Annotated in this window: 16 protein-coding genes; 14 read left to right on the top strand and 2 right to left on the bottom strand. The window is 33.8% G+C overall.

Annotated features, from left to right (window positions below; genetic code table 11):
- Positions 1–53 precede the first annotated feature (53 nt).
- The 10 genes from I5M07_RS00560 to I5M07_RS00605 all read left to right on the top strand — a co-directional run bounded on the left by I5M07_RS00560 (position 54) and on the right by I5M07_RS00605 (position 17,343).
- Positions 54–1,220: a FecR family protein gene (locus tag I5M07_RS00560; RefSeq protein ID WP_200104244.1), complete on the top strand. Its 1,167-nt coding sequence runs from the start codon at positions 54–56 to the stop codon at positions 1,218–1,220.
- Positions 1,221–1,391: 171 nt separating this feature from the next.
- On the top strand, positions 1,392–4,712 hold the full coding sequence (locus I5M07_RS00565; protein WP_200104245.1) for a SusC/RagA family TonB-linked outer membrane protein: 3,321 nt from the start codon (positions 1,392–1,394) through the stop codon (positions 4,710–4,712).
- A gap of 10 nt (positions 4,713–4,722) precedes the next feature.
- Entirely contained in the window at positions 4,723–6,168 is a 1,446-nt protein-coding gene (locus I5M07_RS00570; protein ID WP_200104246.1) for a RagB/SusD family nutrient uptake outer membrane protein, read from the top strand.
- 17 nt (positions 6,169–6,185) lie between these two features.
- Positions 6,186–6,953, top strand: a complete 768-nt coding sequence (locus tag I5M07_RS00575) for a DUF4843 domain-containing protein (protein WP_200104247.1) — start codon at positions 6,186–6,188, stop codon at positions 6,951–6,953.
- Between the two features lie 30 nt (positions 6,954–6,983).
- Positions 6,984–8,474: a PKD-like family lipoprotein gene (locus I5M07_RS00580; RefSeq protein ID WP_200104248.1), complete on the top strand. Its 1,491-nt coding sequence runs from the start codon at positions 6,984–6,986 to the stop codon at positions 8,472–8,474.
- 75 nt (positions 8,475–8,549) lie between these two features.
- A complete protein-coding gene (locus tag I5M07_RS00585) occupies positions 8,550–9,395 on the top strand; it encodes a thioredoxin family protein (RefSeq protein WP_200104249.1) in 846 nt (281 codons plus the stop codon).
- Between the two features lie 28 nt (positions 9,396–9,423).
- Complete coding sequence (locus I5M07_RS00590) at positions 9,424–10,911, top strand: retropepsin-like aspartic protease (RefSeq protein ID WP_200104250.1); 1,488 nt, start codon at positions 9,424–9,426, stop codon at positions 10,909–10,911.
- 15 nt (positions 10,912–10,926) lie between these two features.
- Positions 10,927–12,315 (top strand): TlpA family protein disulfide reductase, encoded by a 1,389-nt coding sequence (locus tag I5M07_RS15955; RefSeq protein WP_233621900.1) that lies wholly within the window; start codon positions 10,927–10,929, stop codon positions 12,313–12,315.
- A gap of 2 nt (positions 12,316–12,317) precedes the next feature.
- A complete protein-coding gene (locus tag I5M07_RS00600; RefSeq protein ID WP_200104251.1) occupies positions 12,318–15,140 on the top strand; it encodes a M16 family metallopeptidase in 2,823 nt (940 codons plus the stop codon).
- Between the two features lie 130 nt (positions 15,141–15,270).
- Positions 15,271–17,343, top strand: coding sequence for a protein-disulfide reductase DsbD family protein (locus tag I5M07_RS00605; protein ID WP_200104252.1), 2,073 nt, complete (start codon positions 15,271–15,273; stop codon positions 17,341–17,343).
- Positions 17,344–18,098: 755 nt separating this feature from the next.
- On the opposite strand, the gene I5M07_RS00610 is transcribed toward I5M07_RS00605, so the two are convergent.
- Entirely contained in the window at positions 18,099–20,021 is a 1,923-nt protein-coding gene (locus I5M07_RS00610) for a sigma 54-interacting transcriptional regulator (protein WP_200104253.1), read from the bottom strand.
- A gap of 13 nt (positions 20,022–20,034) precedes the next feature.
- Complete coding sequence (locus I5M07_RS00615; RefSeq protein WP_200104254.1) at positions 20,035–22,296, bottom strand: histidine kinase dimerization/phosphoacceptor domain -containing protein; 2,262 nt, start codon at positions 22,294–22,296, stop codon at positions 20,035–20,037.
- A gap of 296 nt (positions 22,297–22,592) precedes the next feature.
- Here I5M07_RS00615 and I5M07_RS00620 point away from each other — a divergent pair, with 296 nt between their 5' ends.
- From I5M07_RS00620 to I5M07_RS00635, 4 genes are all read left to right on the top strand, one after another.
- Positions 22,593–23,414, top strand: a complete 822-nt coding sequence (locus I5M07_RS00620) for an alpha/beta fold hydrolase (protein ID WP_200104255.1) — start codon at positions 22,593–22,595, stop codon at positions 23,412–23,414.
- Positions 23,415–23,594: 180 nt separating this feature from the next.
- A complete protein-coding gene (locus tag I5M07_RS00625) occupies positions 23,595–24,410 on the top strand; it encodes an alpha/beta fold hydrolase (RefSeq protein WP_200104256.1) in 816 nt (271 codons plus the stop codon).
- Between the two features lie 70 nt (positions 24,411–24,480).
- Complete coding sequence (locus I5M07_RS00630) at positions 24,481–25,011, top strand: YceI family protein (RefSeq protein WP_200104257.1); 531 nt, start codon at positions 24,481–24,483, stop codon at positions 25,009–25,011.
- Positions 25,012–25,040: 29 nt separating this feature from the next.
- Positions 25,041–25,730 carry a hydrolase gene (locus I5M07_RS00635; RefSeq protein ID WP_200104258.1) on the top strand — a complete coding sequence of 230 codons (690 nt, stop codon included), beginning with the start codon at positions 25,041–25,043 and terminating at the stop codon, positions 25,728–25,730.

Below are 25,730 nucleotides of genomic sequence, written 5' to 3' on the forward strand. Positions count from 1 at the left end.
TTCAGTAGTACTCTTTTACTTGTTTGTTGTTCTATAAGAAAGCGAACATTGAAATGAACGATATTTTTCACTTATCTAAATTAATAATTAAGAAAAAACTAAAAGTTTTAACTGATGCTGAAAAAGAGCAGTTACAACAATTTGGTTCTGAATTTCCATTTTCCAAAAAACAAAATTTTGAAAATATCATTCAGAAAGTTTCCGATTATACGTTGATTGATAAAAACAAAGCTTGGTTGGCTATTTTGGAAAAAACAAAAATAGCTCAAGATACATCTGTAGTAGTTCCTATGCGTAGATTTTGGTACAAATATGGAGCTGCGGCAGCTGCTGTACTGGCATTGTTTTCCCTTTCCTATTTTTTCCTGGATAAAGATACAGGGGTTAAAACTCCGGTTGTTGTTAGTAATCCTATCGAGATAGGCAGTAGCAAAGCCACCTTGACCTTGGAAGATGGTTCAACAGTGACATTGGAAAAGGGCACTAATTACAAAAGCAATACGGTAAATGGGAATGGTGAACAAATTGTTTACGATGGAAAAGTAAAAGAAAGTGCTGCTAAAATAGGAACTAATTTCTTAACCATTCCACGAGGAGGGCAATTTTTTGTAACATTAGCAGATGGAACAAAAGTATGGTTGAACTCGGAATCGCAACTAAAGTATCCGGTTGCTTTTCTAGAAGGAGAGACAAGACAAGTAGAATTGCTATATGGAGAAGCTTACTTTGAAGTTTCTCCAAGTACAGCGCATAAAGGCGCAAAATTTAAAGTTAAAACGCAAGTTCAGAATGTAGAAGTTATTGGAACCGAGTTTAATGTAAAAGCCTATCGCGACGAAAGTTCCATCTATACCACATTAGTAAAAGGAAAAGTAGCTATTAGTAATGGTACATCGAAAGAGATTTTAAAACCAAACCAACAGTCAAAAATAAATTTAAACTCTTCTGGTATAGCAATAACAGAAGTCAATGTGTATAATGAGACTTCTTGGCGAAAAGGATTGTTTGTTTTTAAGGGAATGCCACTAAAGGATATTGCCAAAGTTCTATCACGTTGGTATGATGTCGATATCATTTTTGCCGATCCAGCTTTAGGAAATGAAAAGTTTAATGGAGTACTGAATAAAAATCAGAAAATCGAAGACATATTAACCACCATCAAAAACATAAATTTTATCAATGCCTATGAAATAAAAGAACACAAAATCACCATCAAATAAAAAGAAAGGAAATGAAGCTTAGACTTCCTACGGTACCACGCCTCATTCCTTTTTTTAGTATTAGTCAAAAGGTCAGAATTTAAAACCCCTAACCAATTAACATGTAAATTTATGAAATTTAAATTAACTGAAATCCTATTCTTTTGTAGAAAAGGATTAATTATTAACATTATGAGATCCTTTATTTTCTTGTTTTGCAGTACTCTATTTGGTTTTACTCCTATAAAACTTTTTTCGCAAAACACAAAAGTTACTATTCTCGCTGATAAAGTGGTCTCGGTCGATGAGGTTTTCGATATTATTCATCAACAAACAGACTACACTTTTATTTACCAGGAGGATTTATTTAAAAATTTGCCTAAAGTACATTTAAAGAAAGGAAAAATAAAGGTAAGTGATTTATTAGAAGCCAGTTTTCCTAAAAAAGGTTTCAATTTCAGCTTTGCCAATGGTAATACTATAGTAGTCAAAGAAATTAAAGAGCAAAAAGTAACCACAGTTCAGCAAGATTTAATTAAAATTACAGGATTAGTTACGGATTCTCAAAATGAACCAATCCCAGGAGTTAATATCATAGTGAAGGAAACCAAAGTAATGGCTCAAACGGATTTTGATGGTAAATATGCTATAATTGCTCCTGTAAACGGAACCTTACTATGTACTTACATTGGGTATAAAAACAGCATTGTTGATGTAAATAATAGGAAAGTAATTAATTTTAAGCTAGCTCAGGAAACCAATGAGTTAAAGGGAGTTACTGTTAATACGGGCGTTACAGTTCGTAAAAAAGAATTGATTACGGGTGCCGTAACTACGTTTAAAGGAGAAGAACTAAGACAAGTTTCAACACAAAATGTAGTCCAGGCATTAAAATCTCTTGATCCTTCTTTTATAGTAGTAAATAACAATATAACAGGTTCAAACCCAAATACGTTGCCTACTATCGAGGTGCGAGGGCAGACAAGTTTAAACGCAAGTCAATTAGACAGTCAGTTTAAAGAGGATCCAAATCAACCTTTGTTTATATTAGATGGTTTTCCAACAACTTTACAGCAAGTAGTCGATTTGGATATTAATAGAATAGCAAGTATTACAATATTAAAAGATGCAGCATCAACTGCATTGTACGGTTCTCGATCTGCAAATGGTGTTGTAGTAATTGAGACCACTGCACCTGTGGCCGGAAATTTGCAGTTTTCTTATGTGTATAATTCAGCTTATGAAGTTGCCGATTTAAGTGTTTACCACTTAATGAATGCAGAGCAAAAGCTTGAATTTGAGCGATTATCTGGGGCTTATATAGCTCCTGTCGGTTACCCAGATTATACTCAGTTAGCTTACAATAATCTTTATAATGAGCGTTTGGCAGCTGTACGTAGAGGAGTTGATACCTATTGGTTAAGCGAGCCGCTTCAGGTGGGTATTACTTCCGGGCATAGTATGTCGTTAGGGGGAGGAAAAGAAGCTTTTCGATTTAATATTACTGGAAACTATAAAACATTAAGTGGTACTATGAAAGGTTCTGAGCACAATACCTGGGGATATAATACAACCTTAACGTATCGAAAAAACAAATTAAATTTCACTAATAATTTCTTTGTTTCTGGAGGTGATAATCAGGAATCGCCTTATGGTACTTTTGATATTTATGCCAATGCGAGCCCCTACTATCCAAAATATAATGAAAACGGAGTAGCAACACTGTACTTGGATGGTCGAAATGTTCCTTTAACTTCAAGAGATATTGTGCTTAACAATCCGACAAATCCGCTATATAATGTTTCGTTGCCTAGCTTTAACAAAAGTAATGTGTTTAATTTCACGAACAACTTTGGTATTAATTACGATGTAAATAAGCATATTAAAGCTACCGGTGCCATTTCGGTATCACGAAATACAACCGATACTGATATTTTTGTTTCACCCGATAACACAGCGTATGTTAATACGATAGCAACAGAAAAAGGAAGTTATACGCAACAAGAAAAAACCGTAAAAAAATGGAACGCTAATATTGGAGCTACCTATTCTAGTGTTTTTAATAATGTTCATTCTTTAAATTATACAATTAGAGCTTCTGCTTTAGAGACGACCAATAATTTTTTTAGTTCTATCCTGAGAGGATTTCCGTCAGGAGTACCTGGAAACCCCGCTTTTGCATTCGGTTTTCAAGCAGATTCCAAACCAGGAACTTCTAATCAATTAATTCGAAATGTCGATTTAACAAATCAGGTGAATTACGCATACGATAGAAAATATTTGTTCGATTTTACGCAAACTATTTCAGGCTCTACCAATTTTGGGTCAAATCAAAAATACTCACCGTATTGGGGTGTTGGTTTAGGTTGGAATTTGAACAACGAGTTTAAAATGAATGAAGATATTGTAAATATCTTTAAATTACGAGCGAACTATGGCGAAACGGGTAATCAAAATTTGGTTGGTTATGCTTCTTACGATGTCTATGCTTATGATGCTGATACCAATGTATTTGGAACGGGTTTAAATGTGTCTCAAGTTGCCAATCCTGATTTGGAGCCTCAAAAGACAAAAGATTTGTCTTTAGGGTTGGATTTGGGAATGTTTAGAAACCGATTGACCATGACGCTAGGCGCTTACCAACGTAAAACATCTCCTCAAATTGTAGCTATTGACCTTGCTTCTTCTACAGGTCTTACTTCATATCCGATGAACGTAGGTTACCTTACCACAAAAGGTTTAGAACTTAAAATAAATTACAATATTATTTACAACCCTAAAGAGGATATTATTTGGGGAGTAGGTTTATTGTCATCAACTGGAAAAAATGAATTAGGAGGTTTTAATAATACTTTGGCATCGCTTAATGAAGCGGCTCAAAATACCACTAGTTTAACCCGTTATTATGATGGAGCAAGTACTAATGATCTTTGGGCAGTGCCTTCGCTAGGAATTGATCCAGCCACAGGAAGAGAGGTCTTCTTGAAGAAGAATGGTCAAACTACTTTTGAATTGGTTAAAAGCGATGAGGTTGTAATGGGGAATTCAAGAGAAATTGCTACAGGAGTTATTTCTACTAATTTAAATTATAAAGGTTTTAGTTTCTCAGTATATATGCGTTATAGTTTTGGTGGAGATCAATTTAATTCAGCACTATATAATAAAGTGGAAAACATTAGCAGAAGCAATATTTTTAACAATCAGGATGTAAGAGCATTAACTGATCGTTGGACCACACCAGGGCAAGTGGCGCAATTTAAAGCGATTAGTGTGACTGAGAAAACTCCAATTTCATCACGCTTCATTCAGAAAAACGATTATATATCAGGCGAATCGATGCGTTTTGGATACCGTATAACGGATAAAGCTTGGTTAAAGAAATCAGGGTTAGTAGGACTTAGTTTTAATGCGATTGCTAACGATTTCTTTCGTGTGGCTACCATAAAAGCGGAAAGAGGTACCGATTATCCTTTCTCCAGAATCTTTTCACTTAACATAAATGTATCATTTTAATAAGGTAATGATGAAAAAGTTTATATATAAAATTACATTAGTTTTTCTTGTATTACTTACGACTATCAGTTGTAGTGATTTTTTAGACGTAGTACCACAAGATAAAATTTTAGAATCTCAAACGTATAGTACGGAAGATGGCGTACAGAGTGCCCATAATGGTCTGTATCTGCTATTAGCTGACGATAATCTATACGGAAGACAATTGACCATGGATGCCGTTGAAATTTGGGGACAGCAGTACAATATGAATTCACAACATAGTAAATATTTAACGGCTACTTATGCCTATACACAACCAGAACCAAAAGTAACTATTGCCGGTATTTGGGAAAAAGCATACGCGACTATTTTAGCATCTAATAAATTTTTAGAAAGTATTGAAGAATACCACGGGGTAGTTTCACAAGAAAAAGAAGATTTGATGAAAGGGGAAGCTACTGCTATTCGGGCAATGTTGCATTTTGATATGTTGCGCTTGTTTGGTCCTATCTATAAAGTAGCTCCTTCTAATCCTGCTATTCCGTATTATGATGCTGCAGTAACAGTCAACAACCCGATTTTACCGGCGGATGAAGTGATAACCAAAGTTCTAGCAGATCTTGATTTATCATTGTCGCTTTTAGCCAATGATCCCGTGCTTACTTCGGGAAAATATGTGGCGACAACTGCATTTGATGGTGATCCATATTACTCCCAAAATAGGGGTTTAAGAATGAATTACATGGCAGTTAAGTTTTTAAAAGCACGTGTTCTTTTGTACATGGGAGATACTGCAGCAGCGTCTGTTGTAGCTAACGAAGTAATTGATTTTGCAAAAAGCACTTCCTTTTTTACCTGGACGCCGTTTTTAGAGGCTACCAATGCTGCTAACCCGGATCGTATATTTTCTTCCGAAAATTTCTTTGCCATTAGCGATTATAATTTATATGTAAAACAACAAGCTTTATTTGACGCAAATTTAGAAGATGCTAAGATTTATGCGCCACTTTTAAATCGACTGACTGCCGTATTTGAATCAAACGACAATGACTATAGAAATTTACCAAGCTGGAAAATTCCTGCATCTGGAGGAAAAACACAAAAAACATTTTTTAAATACAGTGATGTTGTGGATAAAACTAAAAATTTCCGCTTTCAAATTCCGATGTTTAAATTGTCAGAAATGTATCTTATTGCTGCAGAAACGGCTACAACAAAAGATAATGCTATCGCTTTTCTAAATACATTACGTTTTAATAGAGGATTAACTAATTTACCTCTTACAGCAAATGTAACTACTGAGGTTACTAAGGAGTATAAAAAAGAGTTTATAGGAGAAGGACAATTATTTTTCTATTACAAAAGAAATAATACAACCTCTATACCTAATGGTTCTGCGGCATCAGGAAATGTTACGATGAACGAGCTTAAATATGTAGTGCCATTACCAGATTCTGAAATTAATTTTCAATAATATATAATACATTGAATATGAAAAAAATAGCATTTTTAAGTATAGTGTTTTTAGCCATTTTAGGTTTTTCGTCTTGTAGCGAAGATGAAATTGATACTTATAAAGGTACTGATAACATTTATTTTTCACCCGCAGTATACGCTCTTGTAAATAATGGATCACTTATAGATAGTACTGGGTTTAGTTTTGGTTTCGATAATGAGTCTGTTACTGAAAAAACCTATTACATTCCGATTAGAGTGCAAGGTACTATGAGTAATGTCGATAGAGAAGTAAAAGTTGCTATTGACCCTACTAGTTCGGCTGTTTTGGGAACTCACTTTTCTTTACCCGAAAATATAGTAATGCGTGCCGGTAGCGTAATAGATACTATTGCGGTAAAGGTAAAAAGAACCCCTGATATGAAAGAACATCCTTTTACCTTGGTTTTAAATCTGGAAGCAAATGAGAATTTCGCAACCAACATGCAGTCTAAGGTAACCAATGTGCTGACGCAAAAAACCTTGAGTTTTACACGTTTTAAGCTCACGTTTGACGATATGCTAACACAGCCAATTGGATGGTACGTTCCTTATTTAGGGGTGTTTACTGCCAAAAAATTATTTTTGATGTGTGATTTGATGAGCTTAGATCCGTCTATGTTTAATCAAAACCGGGGTTTGCCAGGTTTAGGTATATCCGATTTTTCATATTACCGAGACTTTATGAAGCGTTACTTGGCCGATCAAAAAGCTTCCGGAAACACTATTTATGAAGATGATGGTACCGAAATGTACTTTCCTTAAATAAATCGTTCTAACTAAAAAACTACGACAATGATTAAAATTATAAAAATACAGTTTGCATTATTAGTACTCCTTACTTTCGGGTGGAGTTGTACTTCAGACGAAGGCAATTATGCCTACCATGACATTAACGAAATTCATGTGACCGGAATAAACGAAGAATATACTGCTTACACAGGAGAGCTATTTACGATTAAACCTGAACTAAACCCAACCATGGATGATAACAAGGATCCAAAGCGATATTCTTATGAATGGCTTGCAATAGATCCTCTGCAATTACCGGCGAATTCAAAAACAGTTATCGCTACAACGAAAGATTTGGATACCCTTTTAAAATTACCGCCTGCTCAATACACCGTTTATTATTCAGTAAAAGATTTGGTTACTGGTGTAACCTGGCAACAAACTCCTTTTAAGTTAAATGTGGTTTCTTCCATTTATGAAGGCTGGATGGTTATAGGTGATGTCGATGGAAAAGCAAGATTGGATATGATCTCGATACTTCCAGGTGTGGCAACACCACGAATTATTACGGATGTTTTAGATAATGTTGGATCAGCACTCAAATTAGAAGGTAAGGCGGTAGATGTAGAATGTTTTTCAACACCAATTTCTACACCCATTTTGTATGGTATATATGTAACGGCTTCTGAAAGCGGTACTTCCAGAATTGATCCAGACTCATTTGGTTGGGTACAAGCACAGAACATTGCTTACGAAACTTCTGGCGGAACTTTTGCAACAAATTTCGGTGTCGATTTTATGAATTCACCTAAAGGCGGGGAGAACTTTATTTATAGTAAAGGGGATATTTATTTTTATTACAGGGTTTATCAGCTTAAATATGGTTTGCCACAAAATATAGTAGATACCGAAACAAAGCCATTTTATGCAGCTCCTTTTATAGCAGAAAATGGCGGAACAATAGGTACCCCAGTTTTTTATGATAAAGATTTACGGCGCTTTGTACGTTATAATTATTCAAAAGGAAATTGTTCTATAATGCCACCTGTTGCAGGCTCTTCGACAACCTTAGACTGGAACAATACTAATAGTGATTTGGTGTACATGACTACCTCTGGTTTTAATGGCGGTGAAAATTTTGCGGTATTGAAGAATAGGACGAACGGTAAGTTTTATTTGTTGCGCTTCAATAGAGGTTTGAATCAGACCTATTATAAGGAAATCCTAAACGCACCCGATTTTGACAAAGCAGCCAAATTCGCGGTGAGTCCCGATTCCGGCTATTTGTTCTATGCTGTAGGTGGAAAAGTTTATGAGTACGATAACGGAATACAATCGGCTAAGTTGATGTTGGACAAAGGCTCAGAAGAAATTACGTATATTAATTTTAATGCAAGAGCTACCAATAACACTAAAAAACTAATTGTGGGGAGTTACGGTACCACAGGGAAATTAGAATTGTACACGGTTCCTCCTGTGAATGGGGATCTGATTTTAGAAAACTCCTACGAAGGTTTATGTAAAATCGTTGATGTGGCTTATCGCCAAAGATAAATTTAAAACTCAAAAAAAACAGAAGCCAAATGAACACTCAAAAATCATTCGGCTTCTAAAAAAAACAATTATTTTATGAAACTCTTTTTCAAAATTGCAAGTGCAGTTATGCTGCTTGCCTGTCCTTTTATTGCCTTAAATGCGCAAACTTCTTCTGTAGATCAAAGCTGGGAATTGGTCAAAAAGAAAGCCGCTGCAGAGCATAAATTAATTTTAGTCGATTTGTATTTTACAGGTTGTGCACCTTGTGCGCAAATGGACAAAGAGGTTTTTCCAGACCCTAAGGTGAAAGCCTTTTTAGACGCAAATTACATCACTTTTAAGTCTGATATCCTGAAAGAAGAAATCGCAAAAAAAATAAGCATGAAGTATGGTGTTACTGGTTTTCCTACTTTTTTGTTTCTAAATGCTGATGGACAATTAATCGATAATGCAGCGGGTTTTAAATCGGCAGATCAATTTCTTGCGTTATTGCAGGAGGAAAGAAATGTGGGACAAAAAGGAATTTTTAAAAAATACAGTCCTAAAATCCAAGAACAGGATTATCCGGAATTCTATAAAAGCGCTTACTTAGAAAACAAAAGAAATGTCCCGTTTGATGTTGTCGACAGCTATTTGCAAGCGCAGCCTTCTTTGCTGGCAGAAGTTCCTTTTGTAATTATTACCGGATTAAGAGTTGGCAATAAATACGACGATTTCTTTTTGAAAAACATAGCGGTTTTATCTAAAGATTTTGGAAGTGCAAGTGTTAGTAGTCATGTTTATACTATCGTAAAGCGAAAAAAAATCCAGTTTGAAAAAGCAAATGATTTAGAGTCTTTTAAAAAACTAAAGGAGGAGGTTAGACCTGTTTTTTCGGAAGAAGAATGGATGAAATTTCAAGATGGTCTAATGAAAGACTTTGATGTTGCAAAATCTTAAAAATAAGAAAGACTAGAAAATAACAAATATGAAAAAAGTACTCTTGGTGGTGGTGGTGTTGTTAGCGACGGTAGTATCGAATGCTCAAAAAGTAACTGTTACAAAAACCTTAAAGGCTTTTGAGCAAGCCTACCAAAATAAAGATTATAGCGCTGTAAAAGAGTTATTAGCTCCTGAATTTAGTGTGGGCTATGGTGACCCATCTTCAAATGATTTTTATTTTAAAGTCATTTTTAAAGCTTTTCCGGATTTAGACTCATTGCAAGAAGGAAAATCGGTTGTTGTAAAAGGCGAAACGCATACGGCGGTGCGTTTTTTCTTTAAAGGTAAAGAAGCGAAAGATTCAGAGATTGTTTTTAATAAGGATAATAAAATGCTGTATGTTAGTTTTTTTGACAGCTTGTATAAAGTAGACCGCAATGCCGAAGTTAAAAAAGTAGCCAGTATTCCCTTTGAAATGATAGGAGGCGGAATTGCGCTCAAAATCAAACTGAACAATGCTGATAAGGAATTTTTAATGAAATTCGATACTGGTGCAGATGGAATGGCTTTAAATCCTGACAGTGCTTACAAAGCAGGCGTGGTGGTAACCAATAAAAAATCGGCATCTGTAGTAGGAGGAAGCCAACAGGTAGAATACTCGGCCAATAATACCATTCGTATCGGTAATCAAACGCTGACCCATCAAGGGCTTGTTATTTTTCCCAGAAGCGATGAATTTGACGGATTATTCGGTGCCAATTTACTTCGCAATTTTATTACCGAGGTCAATTTTGATACCAAGACCATCAACCTGTATAATTTTGGAAAATTTGTTTACGAAGGTAAAGCAAAACCATTGTTTTTTGACTATAAAATAGGATTACCGGTAGTAAAAATGAATTTGACTTTTGCAGATAAAAAGACCGTAGAAGGTGATTTTACTTTTGATACAGGTGCGGGATATAATCTAATTGCTTATGGACCTTTTAATCATGAATTTAATTTAGAGGAAAGTTTAAAACCAGATTATACTTCTACCAATTTTAGCTTAGGCCATCAAACAAAAATTGTTGGGGGAACCATTCCAAATATTGCGATTAATGGAAATGATTTTAAGAACGTTACTATTGCTTTACAAGAATACCAGGAAGATAACCAAAAATGGGCTTCTGCCGATGGCTCCCTTGGAATCGAATTAATTAAGCGTTTCAATTTTACAATCGATTTGGTACACAAAACACTCTATCTGGAACCTAATAAAAATTATAATACCGCTTTTTCTTTCTTCCTATCCGGACTTGAATTGAGCTTTGATAATCAAAATAATCTTATCGTGAAAAAGATTTTGAAAGCCAATAATGAAGATTTGAAAAAAGTGACTATAGGAGCAAAAGTTATTCAAATAGGCGACTTTGAAGCGAAAGATTTATTGCATTCTGAAAACATACAAAAATTAAAAAATAACAAAGAAAGCATCGATGTAATTCTCGAGCAAAACAGTCAATCATTACTAATTACACTTAAAAAAAAATAACTAAAAAACATTCTTATGAAAAAACAGGCTTATTATTTAATTCTAATTACCTTTTTGTTGGTGCAATTTGGATTTGCTTCCAACAATTCGGAATATGCTTTTATTAAAGGGAAAATTGAAATTCCTGACCATAAAATTACTGAACTTACTATTTACAAAGCCGAGGGAGGAAAACCAGTGGCTACGGCTACTGCCAAATTAAATGCTCTTGGCGAATTTGGATTTATGCTTCCGATTGCAGAACCTGGATTTTATTATGTTGATTATGGGCAGTTTAAAGGAAGAAATCAACTAATCCGATTGTATTTAGAACCCAAATTAGACATTGATCTTGTGATACATACTGATAATTATGTTTTAAGCGGCAAGAACATAGGTCATAACGAGTTGGTACAAAAAGCAAACGGTGTGTATAACGAATTTGCGGTTTTTGCTCAATTCAAAGGTAATATATCGTACTTGGATTTTTATCCTTGGTTGGATGGTGGTTTAGCCAGAGCAAATGCATTTAGTGCAAGTATTAAAACAAAAGATGCCAACTTTGATAAATTATTGAAATTAGCTGTAGCTACTGATGTCGAGGAGTTAACCTACCTTTTTTTCAGAATGCCAAGATCCATTTTTCCTAAAAAAGGTAATATTCCTGCTGTGCTAAAAACATGGGAAGCTGATAAAAAATTTACAGATCCTAATTTGTTGAAATTAGCAAATGGTGTTTCCCTTATGGAGAACTATTTTTTTAGTGTTCACATGAATAATTCTGAAGATGTGAAAAAACGTATGGATTTAGTAGAAGCCATTACACATATCACGGACCCATCATTAAAAGATGCTTTTCTTCGTAATGCCGTGGCTACTTCTCGTATGAAAATTGAAGAGTACGAAAAAATAGCACCTGCTATTAAACCGTACATGACATCTGTGGAAAGTAAAGAATTTTTGTTAGAGTATGAAAAAGTATTGCACAAAAGTGTTGGACAAAAAGGACTGGAGTTTACATATAAAGATGTGAACGATAAGCCCGTTTCTTTCTCCGATTTTAAAGGGAAATACGTATACATTGATTTGTGGGCAACTTGGTGTGGTCCTTGTAAGCGTGAAATTCCTGCAATGAAAAAATTAGAAGAAGACTACCACGGTAAAAATATTGTATTCATAAGTCTTTCTTTAGATAAGGCAAAAGATACCCAAAAATGGAAAGATTTCGTCAAAAGTGAGGATCTAAAAGGTATACAGCTAATGGCAGATAAAGATTTTGGTTCAGCTGTGGCAAAAAACTACGATGTAAATGCAATTCCACGATTTTTATTATTTGATACCAAAGGTAATATTATCAATGCTGATGCAATGCGACCTTCAAATCCTGAGTTAAGAGAGCAGTTGGATAAATTATTAAAATCGTAAAAATGAATTTTTTCAAAAATAAGATTGTCTATGTTTTTTTATTTGCGGTAGGGAATATTTTTTTCTCAGCGGCTCAGAATTTTAAAGCAAGCGACCCAATACCCGTAAATGAAACGGTAAAAAAAGGAATTTTGCCAAATGGCATGACCTATTATATTTACCCTACAACGGTAAACAAAAACACCGCGAGTTACTATATTATTCAAAATGTAGGTTCGATTTTAGAAAATGACCAGCAAAAAGGACTGGCTCATTTTCTGGAGCACATGGCTTTTAACGGAACCAAAAATTTTGAAGGAAAAGGGATTTTAAACACGCTTCAAAAACAAGGAGCTGTATTTGGCAAAAACATAAATGCGTATACAAGCACAGACGAAACGGTTTATAATTTGGATAATATTCCGTCAAAAGATGGAAGTGTTGTTGATACTTGTTTGTTAGTCTTACACGATTGGTCTAATTTTTTGTCTTTAACCGATGAAGAAATAGACGCAGAGCGAGGTGTTATTACGGAAGAATGGCGTACCAGACAAAATGCTGGACAACGCATTTACAACCAATTGTCTCCGTTTTATTACAACAACTGTTTGTATGCAGAACGCGCTCCTATAGGAGATATGGATATTGTAAAAAACTTCCAATACAAGGCGTTGAGAGATTTTTATAAGGATTGGTACCGTCCAGATTTACAGGCAATCGCCATTGTTGGGGATATAGATGCGAAGGAAATTGAAGCAAAAATTAAAAAGCTGTTTGCAGACATACCAGCGCCTAAAAATCCAAAGAAACGTTTCGAAATTGCGATTCCAGAAAACAGTACGCCCACTTTTAAATTGGCATTAGACAAAGAAGTTTCGAGTACAGGAATCACGTATATGATTCGTCATACTGCCGAAAAACCAACGACTACTTTTGAAGATTTAGAAAAAGAGGTGCAACGCCGTATCGCATTTTCATTAATCAATAATAGATTGTCTGAAATGGCGCAAAAACAGGAATGTTCTTTCAAGAAAGCTCAAATCAGCTATCAAAGGTACAGTCGCTTAAATGATGTTTTTTATCTTAGTGTTTCGCCAAAACCTAACGAACAAGCAGCCGCTTTTACAGCTGTTATGAACGAGTGGGAACGTGCATGTAAGTTTGGCTTTTCGGACGGTGAAATAGAAAGAGCTGTTATTGAAAATAGCTCCCGATATGAAAATTATCTTGAAAAGATCAATGAAATTTCTCATAAAAGTGTGATTGGAATGATCAAAAGCGATTATCTAAAACACGAACCCATAAGCGATCCTAAAGCTGAATTTGAAATGGTAAAAGTCATTTTGAATAATTTGGATTCTACGATACTTCAGAAAAAAATAAATGAAGTGTACGTTGCAGATAATCGTGTTGTTACCGTGACTGGAGTAGAAACAGAAGATAATTTGACGCAGGACCAAGCATTTGACATTATAAAAAAAGCGGAGAACAATTCAAATTTACAGCCTTATGTAGATACGTTTGTAAACAAGTCTTTAATGGATGGAGTTGATTTGAAAACGGGTAAGATCGTATCTGAAAAGAAAACGACTGAAATTGATGCCACAACTTATGTATTAAGTAATGGTGTAAAAGTACATTATAAATTTGCTGACAAAAATAAAAATGATGTCAAATTGAAAGCAGAAAGTTTTGGTGGCATTTCTTTGTACAATCCCAAAGATTATCCTTCTGTGAGTCGCGCAACCAATTTGGCTATGATGTCTGGTATTGGTTCTTTATCGAGTAATGATCTGGATAAAGTACTAAAAGGCAATACCGCTAATGCTTCAGTGGATATTGATAATTTAACAGAAAGTGTATCCGCTTCTGCCAATGTGAAAGATATCGAAACCATGATGCAATTGGTTTACCTGCGTTTCATGAAACCAAGATTTGATGAAGACAAGTTTGCACTCTTAAAACAAAGAATGGAAAATGGTCTTAAGAACAAAGAAAATGATATTCGTTCTAAAATGGGAGATAGTTTGACATATGCTGTGTATGGAAAAAACAACCCGAAAATTAGAATAATGGACCAGCAATACATTGATGATTTATCTTTCGATAAAATAAAATCAGTGTACCAAGATCGTTTTTCAGACATTGCTAATTTTGAATTTTATATCGTTGGCGATGTAACTCCTGATGTATTAAAACCCCTATTAGAAAAATATATAGCAAGTATTGCAAGAATCGAAAGAAAAGAAAATTTTAAAGACAACACCGTAGATTGGGCTTCTGATAAAATAGATAAAGATATTTTTATCGAAATGGGAACACCTAAGAGTTCTGTTCGAATTAGATACCAAAACGATTATAGTTTTTCTCAAAAAAATAAAATTATAGCTTCATTTTTAGGGGATATTCTAAAATTGAGATTTACAGAAAGTTTACGCGAAAAGGAAGGGGGTACTTATGGTGCTCACGTTGATTCAGGGTTATCAAAACTTCCAAAACCTCAAGTGTGGTTATCGATCTTCTTTGATTGTGATGCCAATAAAGTGGAACAACTTTTACCAATTGTTTACCAGGAAATGGATAAAATCAAAAACGGTGAAATTGTAAAGGAAGATTTAGAAAAAACCAGAGCCAATTTTCTGAAATCAAGGGCTGATAATAAAAATTTTAATAGTTACAGTATGGATCAGACTTATCTTTTTTTCAAAAACAAGTATAATATAGACGATCCTAAAAATTACGAAAACATTGTAAATGCTATTACAGAAAAAGATATTCAGGATTTTGCCAATAGTTTTTTGAATAAGGCGAAATCTTACGAAGTAGTGTACAAACCTTTACTATAGCTTTCACAAAGCGAAAAAAGCGTTAATATTCCCTATCAACCGGTGTTTTGAATTAGTAATCAATTTAGTTTTTAGCGGATTTTAGAGGGTTGTTTTTTGCTATTCAACCCTCTTTTTAAAATTTTAAATCATGAAAAAGAAACTGTTTTTTGTGTCCTTTCTACTGCTATTCGCAATAGTGGTACAGGCACAAATTTATAATCCTATAAAATGGAAAACCAATGTCGAGAAAATCTCGGATACGGAATACGAATTGCAAGCTAAAGCTACCATAGAAAGTGGTTGGCATTTATACAGTCAGCATGTGGCCGAAGATGGTCCAATTCCTACTCATTTTACTTTTACTAAAAGTGCAAATTTTCAATTGCTAGGAGAGGTTAAGGAAGGAAAGGGTAAAACCATTAATGATCCTGTTTTTAAAATGCAAATTACGTTTTTCGAGAAAGAAACCACTTTTAAGCAACGCATTAAAGTAACGGCTTCAAAACCATTTAAAATCAAATCGGAAGTCGAATTTATGGTTTGTAATGATGCGAACTGTTTGCCACCTACTACAGATGAAATTGAATTTAATGTGGTGCCAACTACTTTGCAAGTGCAGCCTAAAGAAATTATCACAAAAGAAGTTTCACCGAATGTTGAAACAAAGGAGTTGTTGCCTTCAGATTCATCAAAAAATATAATTACTAAAGATCATTTGGAAGAGGAGGTAAGTAGTGAATTGCAAAAAGAAGAAGTTACAGCAGCAAAAGAAATTACAAAAACAAAGCCCTTTCATGAAGCATCAAAAAGTTTATGGACCATATTTCTATTGTCTTTCTTTTCTGGTTTTGCAGCATTGCTAACACCTTGTGTTTTTCCTATGATCCCTATGACTGTGAGTTTTTTTACCAAACAAAGTAAAACAAAGTCGGAAGCAATTCGTAAAGCATTTTTTTATGGACTTTGTATTATTATTATTTATATTTTTCTTGGGGCGGTAGTTACTTGGATTTTTGGTGCTGATTCGTTAAATGCACTTTCTACAAATGTTTGGTTTAATCTTATCTTTTTTATACTCCTACTGGTTTTCGCCTTTTCATTTTTGGGTGCTTTCGAAATTATGCTGCCGACTTCTTTGGCAAACAAGGTAGACAATCAAGCAGACAAAGGAGGTATCGTAGGAATTCTATTTATGGCATTAGCCTTAGCAATTGTTTCTTTCTCTTGTACAGGACCAATTGTAGGGACCTTATTAGTTGAGGCTGCATCTAGGGGTGGAATTGCACCTTTTGTCGGTATGTTTGGTTTCTCTTTGGCGCTGGCATTGCCTTTCACTTTGTTTGCCGCTTTTCCGGGTTGGTTGAATTCGTTACCAAAGTCTGGAGGTTGGTTGAACAGTGTGAAAGTTTTTTTAGGTTTTTTAGAATTAGCACTCGCTTTTAAGTTTTTATCGAATGCCGATTTAGTATTGCAGTTGCATTGGTTGGAAAGAGAAGTATTTATTGCCATTTGGATTGGTGTTTTTGGAACGCTCGCACTTTATTTATTTGGGAAAATCCAGTTACCTCATGATAGTCCAATGTCACATATCAGTGTTGGACGCTTAACTCTTGGGATTGTCGTTTTATCCTTCACTATTTATTTAATTCCTGGACTTTGGGGAGCTCCTTTAAAAATGATTAGTGGTTTCCCCCCTCCCTTAAATTATAGCGAATTTCCAAATGGATTGGGTGCCAATTCAGACGAGAATGATGCCGCTGCTGTCCTACCAGATGGAGCTGAGTTTGGACCTCACCATATTATAGCTTTCACGGATTATGACCAAGGAATGGCTTATGCCAAGAAAATGGGAAAACCTGTCATGATTGATTTTACAGGTCATGCCTGTGTGAACTGCCGAAAAATGGAAGACAATGTTTGGTCCGACGAACAAGTTTTAAAGGTACTTAAAGGAGATTTAGTTTTAATTTCTTTATATGTTGATGATAAAAGAGCACTTCCAAAAAAGGAACAAACGATTTCTACTTTAACAGGAAAAAAAATCAAATATATAGGTCAAAAATGGAGTGAATTTCAAACGGTTACATTCAAAACCAATGCGCAGCCATATTACGTTTTAATAGACCATAACGGTGAAAAATTGAACGAGCCAACAGCTTATAATCCGGAAATTAATGAATATTTAACTTGGTTGAAGGAAGGTCTGAATAATTTTAAATAAACCCGTAGTACATTATTTAATTAACTTTTAGATTATTGATTTTTTTATCGAAGACGAATTTATTCAGATATAGTGCTGAATAGTTTGAGAAAGGGAACCTCTATCTCTAAGTAAAACACAATTTGATAATTATGATTTAAATCTTTTAAATAATGAATGTTTTCAACAGAAATGGGTAAAAGGTTATTATTTTCCAAAACACATAATTCTTCAGGCAGCATATTTCAAATTAAGATTTACACTGAGTTTACTGGGAAGTTTAAGAAATATAGAAAATTAGAGGAATGATTGAGTATTATGGTACGATTCAGCGTTGAGTTTATAAGTTTACATCGAAATTTCCACGAATATTTTTATAAAAAATAGAGTTGAAATATTTGAGGTGTTTTAAACCAGACTAAATGCTATAAAAATGAAAAGTAATAAATAGATTGACTGACAATTAACAACACATCCGCAATTCCCATGAATTTTTTATATAAAAATTGCAAACACTAATTATGATTTCCATTTAAATTAGGATTTCAATTATTCTTGATAGTGCATTGCAAACAATCTCAAAAAGACTCCGCTAAAAGTTTCAAATCTTCCAATAAAAGGTTTGAATTTACTCCTTGTAGGATCACCAGACCTCCAAAATTGATTTGTCATTTTTGGAGGTTTTTTTTATATGTAAAATATTGATTTGTTATTTTATGTATGTTTTATTGCTAATATGTTTAGTTTTGACTGATAAATCGTATTTATAAATTAAATTAATTTATGCCAGATGAATAAATTTCCTCTTTGCTTATACCTAATTTTTTAATTTTTGAATTTAGTGTAGAGGAGGGTATTTGCAGAATTTCAGCTGCTCCACCTTCTCCATAAACTTTGCCCTTACAAATACGCAAAACGGACAAAATATAATCTCGCTCCATTGTAAATAATGGTTTTAAAATAGCTGTTGTTGTTTTATGCGAATCTACGGCGCTATTATTATTGGAAATTTGAAACTGATCTATACAACTATTCTTTGCTAAAAGGACACTTCTTTCAATGTAATTTTCCAACTCCCTAATATTACCTGGCCAATGATAATCCATCATTTTATTTAATACTTGCTTCGTTACTTCTATTTTTTCCTTGCAAATTTTGTTAATAAAATAGCTCACTAACAGCGGAATATCTTCTTTTCTTTTACGAAGTGCAGGGGTGTAAATTGGAAAAACATGTAGCCTATAATATAAATCTAATCTAAATTTACCTGCTTCTACTTGTTCTTCTAAATTTCTATTTGTAGCAGCAATCACTCGTACATCTATAGGAATCGTTTTCGTGCCTCCAATGCGCTCAATCTCCATTTCTTGTAGCACTCGCAAAAGTTTTACTTGCATATCTAAAGGCATTTCTCCTATTTCATCTAGAAAAATAGTTCCACCGTTGGCTTGTTCAAACTTTCCTATTCGCATTTCAGTCGCTCCTGTAAACGAACCTTTTTCATGACCAAACAAAGTTGATTCGATTAAGTTTTCGGGTATAGCGCCGCAATTAATTACAACGTATGGTTTCTTAGATCGCAAAGAAAGATCGTGAATGCTCCTAGCAAATAACTCTTTTCCTGTTCCACTTTCTCCTAAAATTAAAACCGATGAAGGCATTGGTGCAACTCGGCGTATATTATCAAAAACAGATAGTAACTCGGCACTATTGCCAATAATTCGATCAAAAGCAGCAGCATTAACGGTTGTTTTTACTAATTCTTTAGACTGGTCTTTACTTGTAAATTCAACTTGCAATAATGGCAAAACAAGTCGCTCTATTTCTTTTTGGGTCTTTTTAAAAACATCCAAATGTGAACTTTTATAGACTTGGCTTTTTCTATTATAAAATGCCAACTCTAATTTAATATTATAAGGAAAACTAAGCGAAATAAACATCGCTGACTCAACATTAAAAAATTTAGAGATTAGATTTTCAAATGCACACTTTTGCACTACTTCTTCAAAAAGTTGACCGTCGTACACACCCGAGGTAATTCCGAATTTACGTTCGTTAACTGTTTTCTGTATTGTTTCAGTATCTATTTTTGAAATAGTCGAAAGTTCTGGAACACCAATTATTTGATAATCTTTTAGTCCAATTCGATTGAATCCTAAAGTAAATTCTTGGTCATCATTTTTTAATGCAATATGGAAATAGTTGTAGGGAATATTACTTTGAAAAACATTAGCAAGCTCTCCAAAAATTTGTTTCCAATCTTTAGAAACAGTTATGTTTTCAAGATTCTGTTGCAAACTTTGCTCTAACTGCGAATTGTAATTTTCGGAATGTAGGAGATGATAGGCTGCAATTTCTAGCGAAACCCTAAGATCTTTCTCTCTGAAGGGTTTGACTAAAAAGCCATAAGGTTTTGTTAGTTGCGCTTCATGTAAAATTGATTTATTAGAATAGGCTGATAAATAAATAAAAGGTATACTTCTTAATTGTAAAATCTTAGCCAAATCTATTCCTGTCAATTTTGTCTTTAAATGAATATCCAACAATACTAGGTAAGGTCTCTCTTTTTCGATATATACAATGGCTTCATCTACCGATGAAGCTACACCTATAACATCATAATTTTCTTTTTTTAAAAAGCAAGCAATATCATTAGCAACTATAAATTCATCTTCTACGATCAATACTCTTTTGTTCATCTATAATATCTCTTTAAAAACTAGGTGAAAAACTATCTTCATTTAACTTCTCTTTAAAAACTATTTCAATCATAGTTCCATTATTACTTCTAACTTCAATAGTGCCATCCAATTGTTTGGTTAAGCCTTTAATTAATGTTAGCCCTAAAGATAAAGTGGCATCATGAGAATATGATTCTGGAATGCCAACTCCGTCATCTTCAATAGAAATACGATAATTATCGCCTGTTGCTACTATCGTAATCGCTACAATACCTTTTTGTTTGTTCGGAAATGCATACTTAATTGCGTTGGTTATAGCTTCATTTAAAATAAGACCTACCGGTATAGACATGGACTCATGAAGCATAATATGCTCAATATTTAGTTTAAACTCAATATAAGAATCTACATCATAACTATCACGTAAATAGCCAACTAAGTCCTTTATGTACGAATGCATGTCTATTCTGGTTGAGTCTTCCGTTTTGTATAGTTTCTGATGTATTAGTGATATCGCATATAATCGGTGTTGACTATTTTGAATTGCAGAAATAGCAGCAGGGTTGGTAATATAATTGGCTTGCGTATTCAATAAACTCATTACTATTTGAAGGTTGTTTTTAACTCTATGATGTATCTCCTTTAATAACCATTCCTTTTCTTTCAAAAGTTCTTGTAAAGAATTATTTTGTTGGGCAATTTCCCCTTTTTGACTTACTAAAAGTCGATTTGTTCGTCGTTTTCGTATATGACTTCTATACAAAAATATACTTAAAACAAGTAGTAATAAAAAACCAATCAAAATATAGTTACGCTGCAAATTAGAACGAGTTAAAATATAATTTTGTTCCAAATTTTGATTTCGTAGTAATTTAATATCATTTTCCTTTTTAATCGTTTCGTATTTAATGCGTAATTCTTCAATCTGTTTACTTTTTACTTCATTGAAGATAGAATCATTAATACGTTTATAAATTTGATAATATGAAATTGCTTTTAGGTAATTGCCTTGAGTGGAATCAATTTTGAACAACATCAAATGTGCATCTTTAATTTTGGATTGCGTTGTAATTCCTTTTGGAATCTGTAGAGAGGCATTAATATACTTTTTTGCCTTATTATAGAGACCTTGTTTTAAATAAAAATCGCCTAGATCCAGTAGTGCTTCAGAAATAAAAATAAAATAACTAGAATTTTTATTACGAACTAATGCATTTAAAGCGCTATTGTACTCAATCTCGGCTAAATCAAATTTATTTTGACCATAGTAGGCGACAGCTTTTGCACTGCTAAGAGCTGATTGTTGATAGGGTGTAATTGGTGGTTTTTTTCGAGATACTTCAATTGAAAAATCTAAGGCTTCCTTTGCTTTTTTTAGTAAAACCAGTTCCTTTGATAAAAAATTTAAATTTCTATACAAATAGGCGCGGTTTTCTCTTTCAATTTTTTCCCAATTTTCAAACACTTTTTTATACCATCTCACACTCTCATTAACATCTCCTAATTCCCTATAACAATCGCCTAAATTGCCATAAAAAAAAGGAGCATTTGATGTATCCTTTTCTTTAATCATTAAATCAACGGCCAATAATCCATTATATATCGATTTATTATAATCGCCCTTTAATCGATACAAAACGCACATTAAATTATAGGTGTGGTAAATTCTTTTAAAATTTATTTGTTTGTATTGTTCCAAAACTTGCAATAAGATATCTTCCGATTTAAGTAATTCACCTTTGTTAAGATAATAATCGCCTAATTCCTTCATCACACTTATTTCTTGAGGTTTACTACCTAATTTTCGGTAAAGGGCTAATGCATTTTTTAGGTAAACCTCACCTGTATCAAAAAGTGGATTATCGATACTAATTTCGTTACGAGTCCTAATTCCCATTGTTAACCAAGTTTCGGCCTCCTTTTCAAACCATTTATGTTTTTGGTAGTAATCAATAACTTTATAATAATTTGTATAGCCTTCTTGAAACTTCATTTCCTCGAAACAGGTTTCGGCCAAATAATAGTAAGCAGCATATTTAGATTCTTCAAAATTTGCAGCTGTGGCCAACTTTAATGCTTTTTTAAAATAGAAATTAGCACTATCCATATCAGAACGAAAACTTTCTGGTTTGTACAAGTATTTTTTACCCATTTCTACGTTCTTCGTAATCGCCACTTTTACATTCTTTCGGGAATTAGAATTTTCGCTTATATCTTTCTTTTGTGAATATACAAACGGACTAGTTATCAGATAAATAAAAGCAATAAAAAAAGCGCTAACGAACTTGTCCATACATCGTAAATATTTTGAAATAAAATTAAAAAAAACGCCTGTTTAATAAAAATAGTATCGCATATATTTCAAAAATATTACCAATTATTTAAAATATTACGATATCTACTTATGTGTTTTTTACAATTGGCTAAATATCGAAATTCAACAAAAACCACCACTAATTAGCGATATTTCGCCAATTTAATTGAGTTAAAAATACTGCTAATCCTTTATTTATCTACATTTTTCAATTAGGAATAACATTTGGTATTTAGTCACCGAACAGGATTATTAACCGTTAAATTTTTAAAACAATGGGAATATTAAAATTAAAAGATGGAACCGAGTTGTACTACAAAGATTTAGGTCAGGGGCAACCGCTTGTATTTCATCATGGCTGGCCCTTATCTAGCGATGATTGGGATTTGCAAATGATGTACTTTCTTAACAAAGGCTTTAGGGTTATTGCCCATGATCGGAGAGGGCACGGAAGATCAACTCAGACTTCAGAAGGAAATGACATGGATACTTACGCATCTGATGTGTTTGAATTAGCCGAAGCGCTTGATTTAAAAAATGCAATTCATATTGGTCATTCTACAGGCGGGGGAGAAGTTATTAGATATGCTGCAAAATATGGGGCAAAACGTATCGCTAAAGCAATCTTGATTAGTGCAGTAACTCCCATTATGCTGAAAACAGAAAGCAATCCTAACGGTGTGCCGATGGAAGTATTTGATGAAATCCGTTTGCAAACAGCTACTAATCGAGCACAATACTTTAGAGATTTTACCATTCCATTTTTTGGATATAATCGAGAAGGTGCTAAGGTGTCACAAGCCGTAATGGATAACTGGTGGCGTCAGGGTATGATGGGTTCTATTAAGGCACATTATGACTGTATCAAAGCATTTTCTGAGAGCGATTTTACACAGGATTTGAAAGATGTAGTCATTCCTGTTTTAATTATGCATGGGCAAGATGATCAAATTGTCCCTTATGAAACGACTGCCGAAATTGCCATTACCTATTTAAAAAACGGCAAATTAATACTCTATCCTGGATTCTCTCACGGAATGCCCACCACAGAAGCAGAAATCCTCAATAATGATATACTGTCTTTCATCAATTCGTAGCAATTATACAGTTTAAAAAATAAAATTTTCAATAAGTGTAAAATGAAATTTTCAATCTCAATACGGAGTCAAGATTTTTCAATTTCATTCTATTATAAAATCATACCACAATAACTACGAGTTTTTTTCATCAAAACAGTACGGTTTTGCGTTGCGATTGAATATCAAAATCAAATGAAAATGCACTTACATTCAAATAAAACAATCATAAGATTAATGAATACAAAGAAAATATTTTTTATATCGGGTGCATTTATCAACTCAAATAGTTGGGATTATTGGAAAACATTTTTTCAATCGAAAGGATATGAAGTTATAATTCCTGTTTGGCCTGCAAAGGAAGGAACAGTGCAAGAACTTCGGAAAAAGCACCCAGACGCAATTTTGGGTAAGCTTAGCCTAGAAGCACTGGTGAAATTTTATATAGAATTACTTAGAAAAGAAGAGGAAAAGCCTATTGCTATAGGTCATTCTGTTGGAGGACTTATTGTGCAATTACTCTTGCAAGAAAACCTTTTGTTTATGGGGATTGCCATACATTCTGTTCCTCCAAAAGGAATAACAAACCTTGAATTTTCATTTTATAAAGCCTTATGGAAATCAATAGGTATTTTCAAATCAAAAAAAATACCCCATTTAATGTCACTAAAAGAATGGCAATATGCTTTTACAAATACGATGAGTTTAAAAGACCAAAAAGATGCTTATGACACCTATCTCATTCCGGAGTCTAGGAGAATTATTCGCGGTTTGTTTACCAATACAGCAAAAGTAGACTACAGTAAAAAAAAATATCCACTATTATTTATTGCTGGAAGTAAAGATAATATGATGCCTGCCAACTTGAATTTTAAAAATTACAAAATGTACCAATATTCGCCATCCATCACAGATTATAAGGAGTTTGAAGGAATTAATCATTTTGTCATAAGTGGTAAAAAATGGAGTCAAACTGCAGCATATGTATTGAATTGGATAAAACAACATCGTGGCTGAAAAACATATAGCTAATTCTTTTCTCACTACTAAAAATTTAGATACTAATTATTAATCAAAAACTAATAAAATGGAAACAACAAAATGGATAATAGATCCAACGCACTCGGAAATTGGTTTTAAAGTAAAACACATGATGTTTACCAATGTCTCGGGTTATTTTAATGAATATGTTGCTACTGCAACAACTGATGATGGTTTTGAAAACAATGCTGATTTTCAATTTAACGCAACTACAAAATCAATAACCACTGGAAATGCAGATCGTGATAATCATTTAATTAGTCCTGATTTTTTGGATGCTGAAAATTTCCCGAGTATTAGTTTTAACTCCAAAGCCTTAACTAAAGTAAGTAAAGATCTTTACAAACTCGAGGGCGATTTGACGCTTAAAGGAATTACTAATCCAGTAGCTCTAAACCTAGTATATCATGGAGTAATGAATGATCCTTGGGGCAATCAAAAAGCAGGTTTTGAAATTACGGGTAAAATAAACCGAAAAGATTGGGGACTCAACTGGAATTCAGCCTTAGAGGCAGGAGGGGTGTTAGTCGGAGAAGAAGTGACTTTACAAATTGAATTACAATTCATCAAACAATAAATAAATCATTAACCTAAAATTTTATAACAATGAAAACAACATTTTCAACCATTATCATTTTGCTTTTAAGCAGTTTCTCTTTTGCTCAAAAACCAAGTTCTGAATTACTTAGTCCATCAAATCATTCATTGGTTTTGATTGATCATGAAGGGCAAATGGGATTTGCTACAGCTAGTATTCCAATGGTAGAACTCCGGAATAACACTGCAATTGTAGCTGGTGCATCAAAAATTTTTAAAGTGCCAACTGTAGTTACCACTGTTGCAGAAAAATCATTTAGTGGTCCTGTTTTTGCTGAAATCGAAGAATTCTATCCTCAAGCAAGCACTAACTACATTGACAGAACAACAATGAATACTTGGGAAGATTTAAATGCATACAAAGCGATTACAGGAAATAACAAAAAGAAGATAGTACTTGCGGGTTTATGGACAAGTGTTTGTATTGTTGGGCCTGCACTATCAGCAAAAGCTGATGGGTATGATGTATACATTATCACGGATGCCTGTGGAGATGTGTCTAAAGAAGCACACGAGCAAGCCGTTACCCGCATGGTTCAAGCCGGTGTTAAACCAATGACTAGCATTCAATACTTATTAGAACTCCAAAGAGATTGGGCTAGAGCTGAAACGTACGTACCCGTGACTGATTTAGTTAAAAAGTATGGTGGTGCTTATGGAAATGGAATTTTATATGCTCATAAAATGTTAAAACACTAA

The organism is Flavobacterium agrisoli (assembly GCF_016522065.1).
Classification (GTDB): Bacteria; Bacteroidota; Bacteroidia; order Flavobacteriales; family Flavobacteriaceae; genus Flavobacterium; species Flavobacterium agrisoli.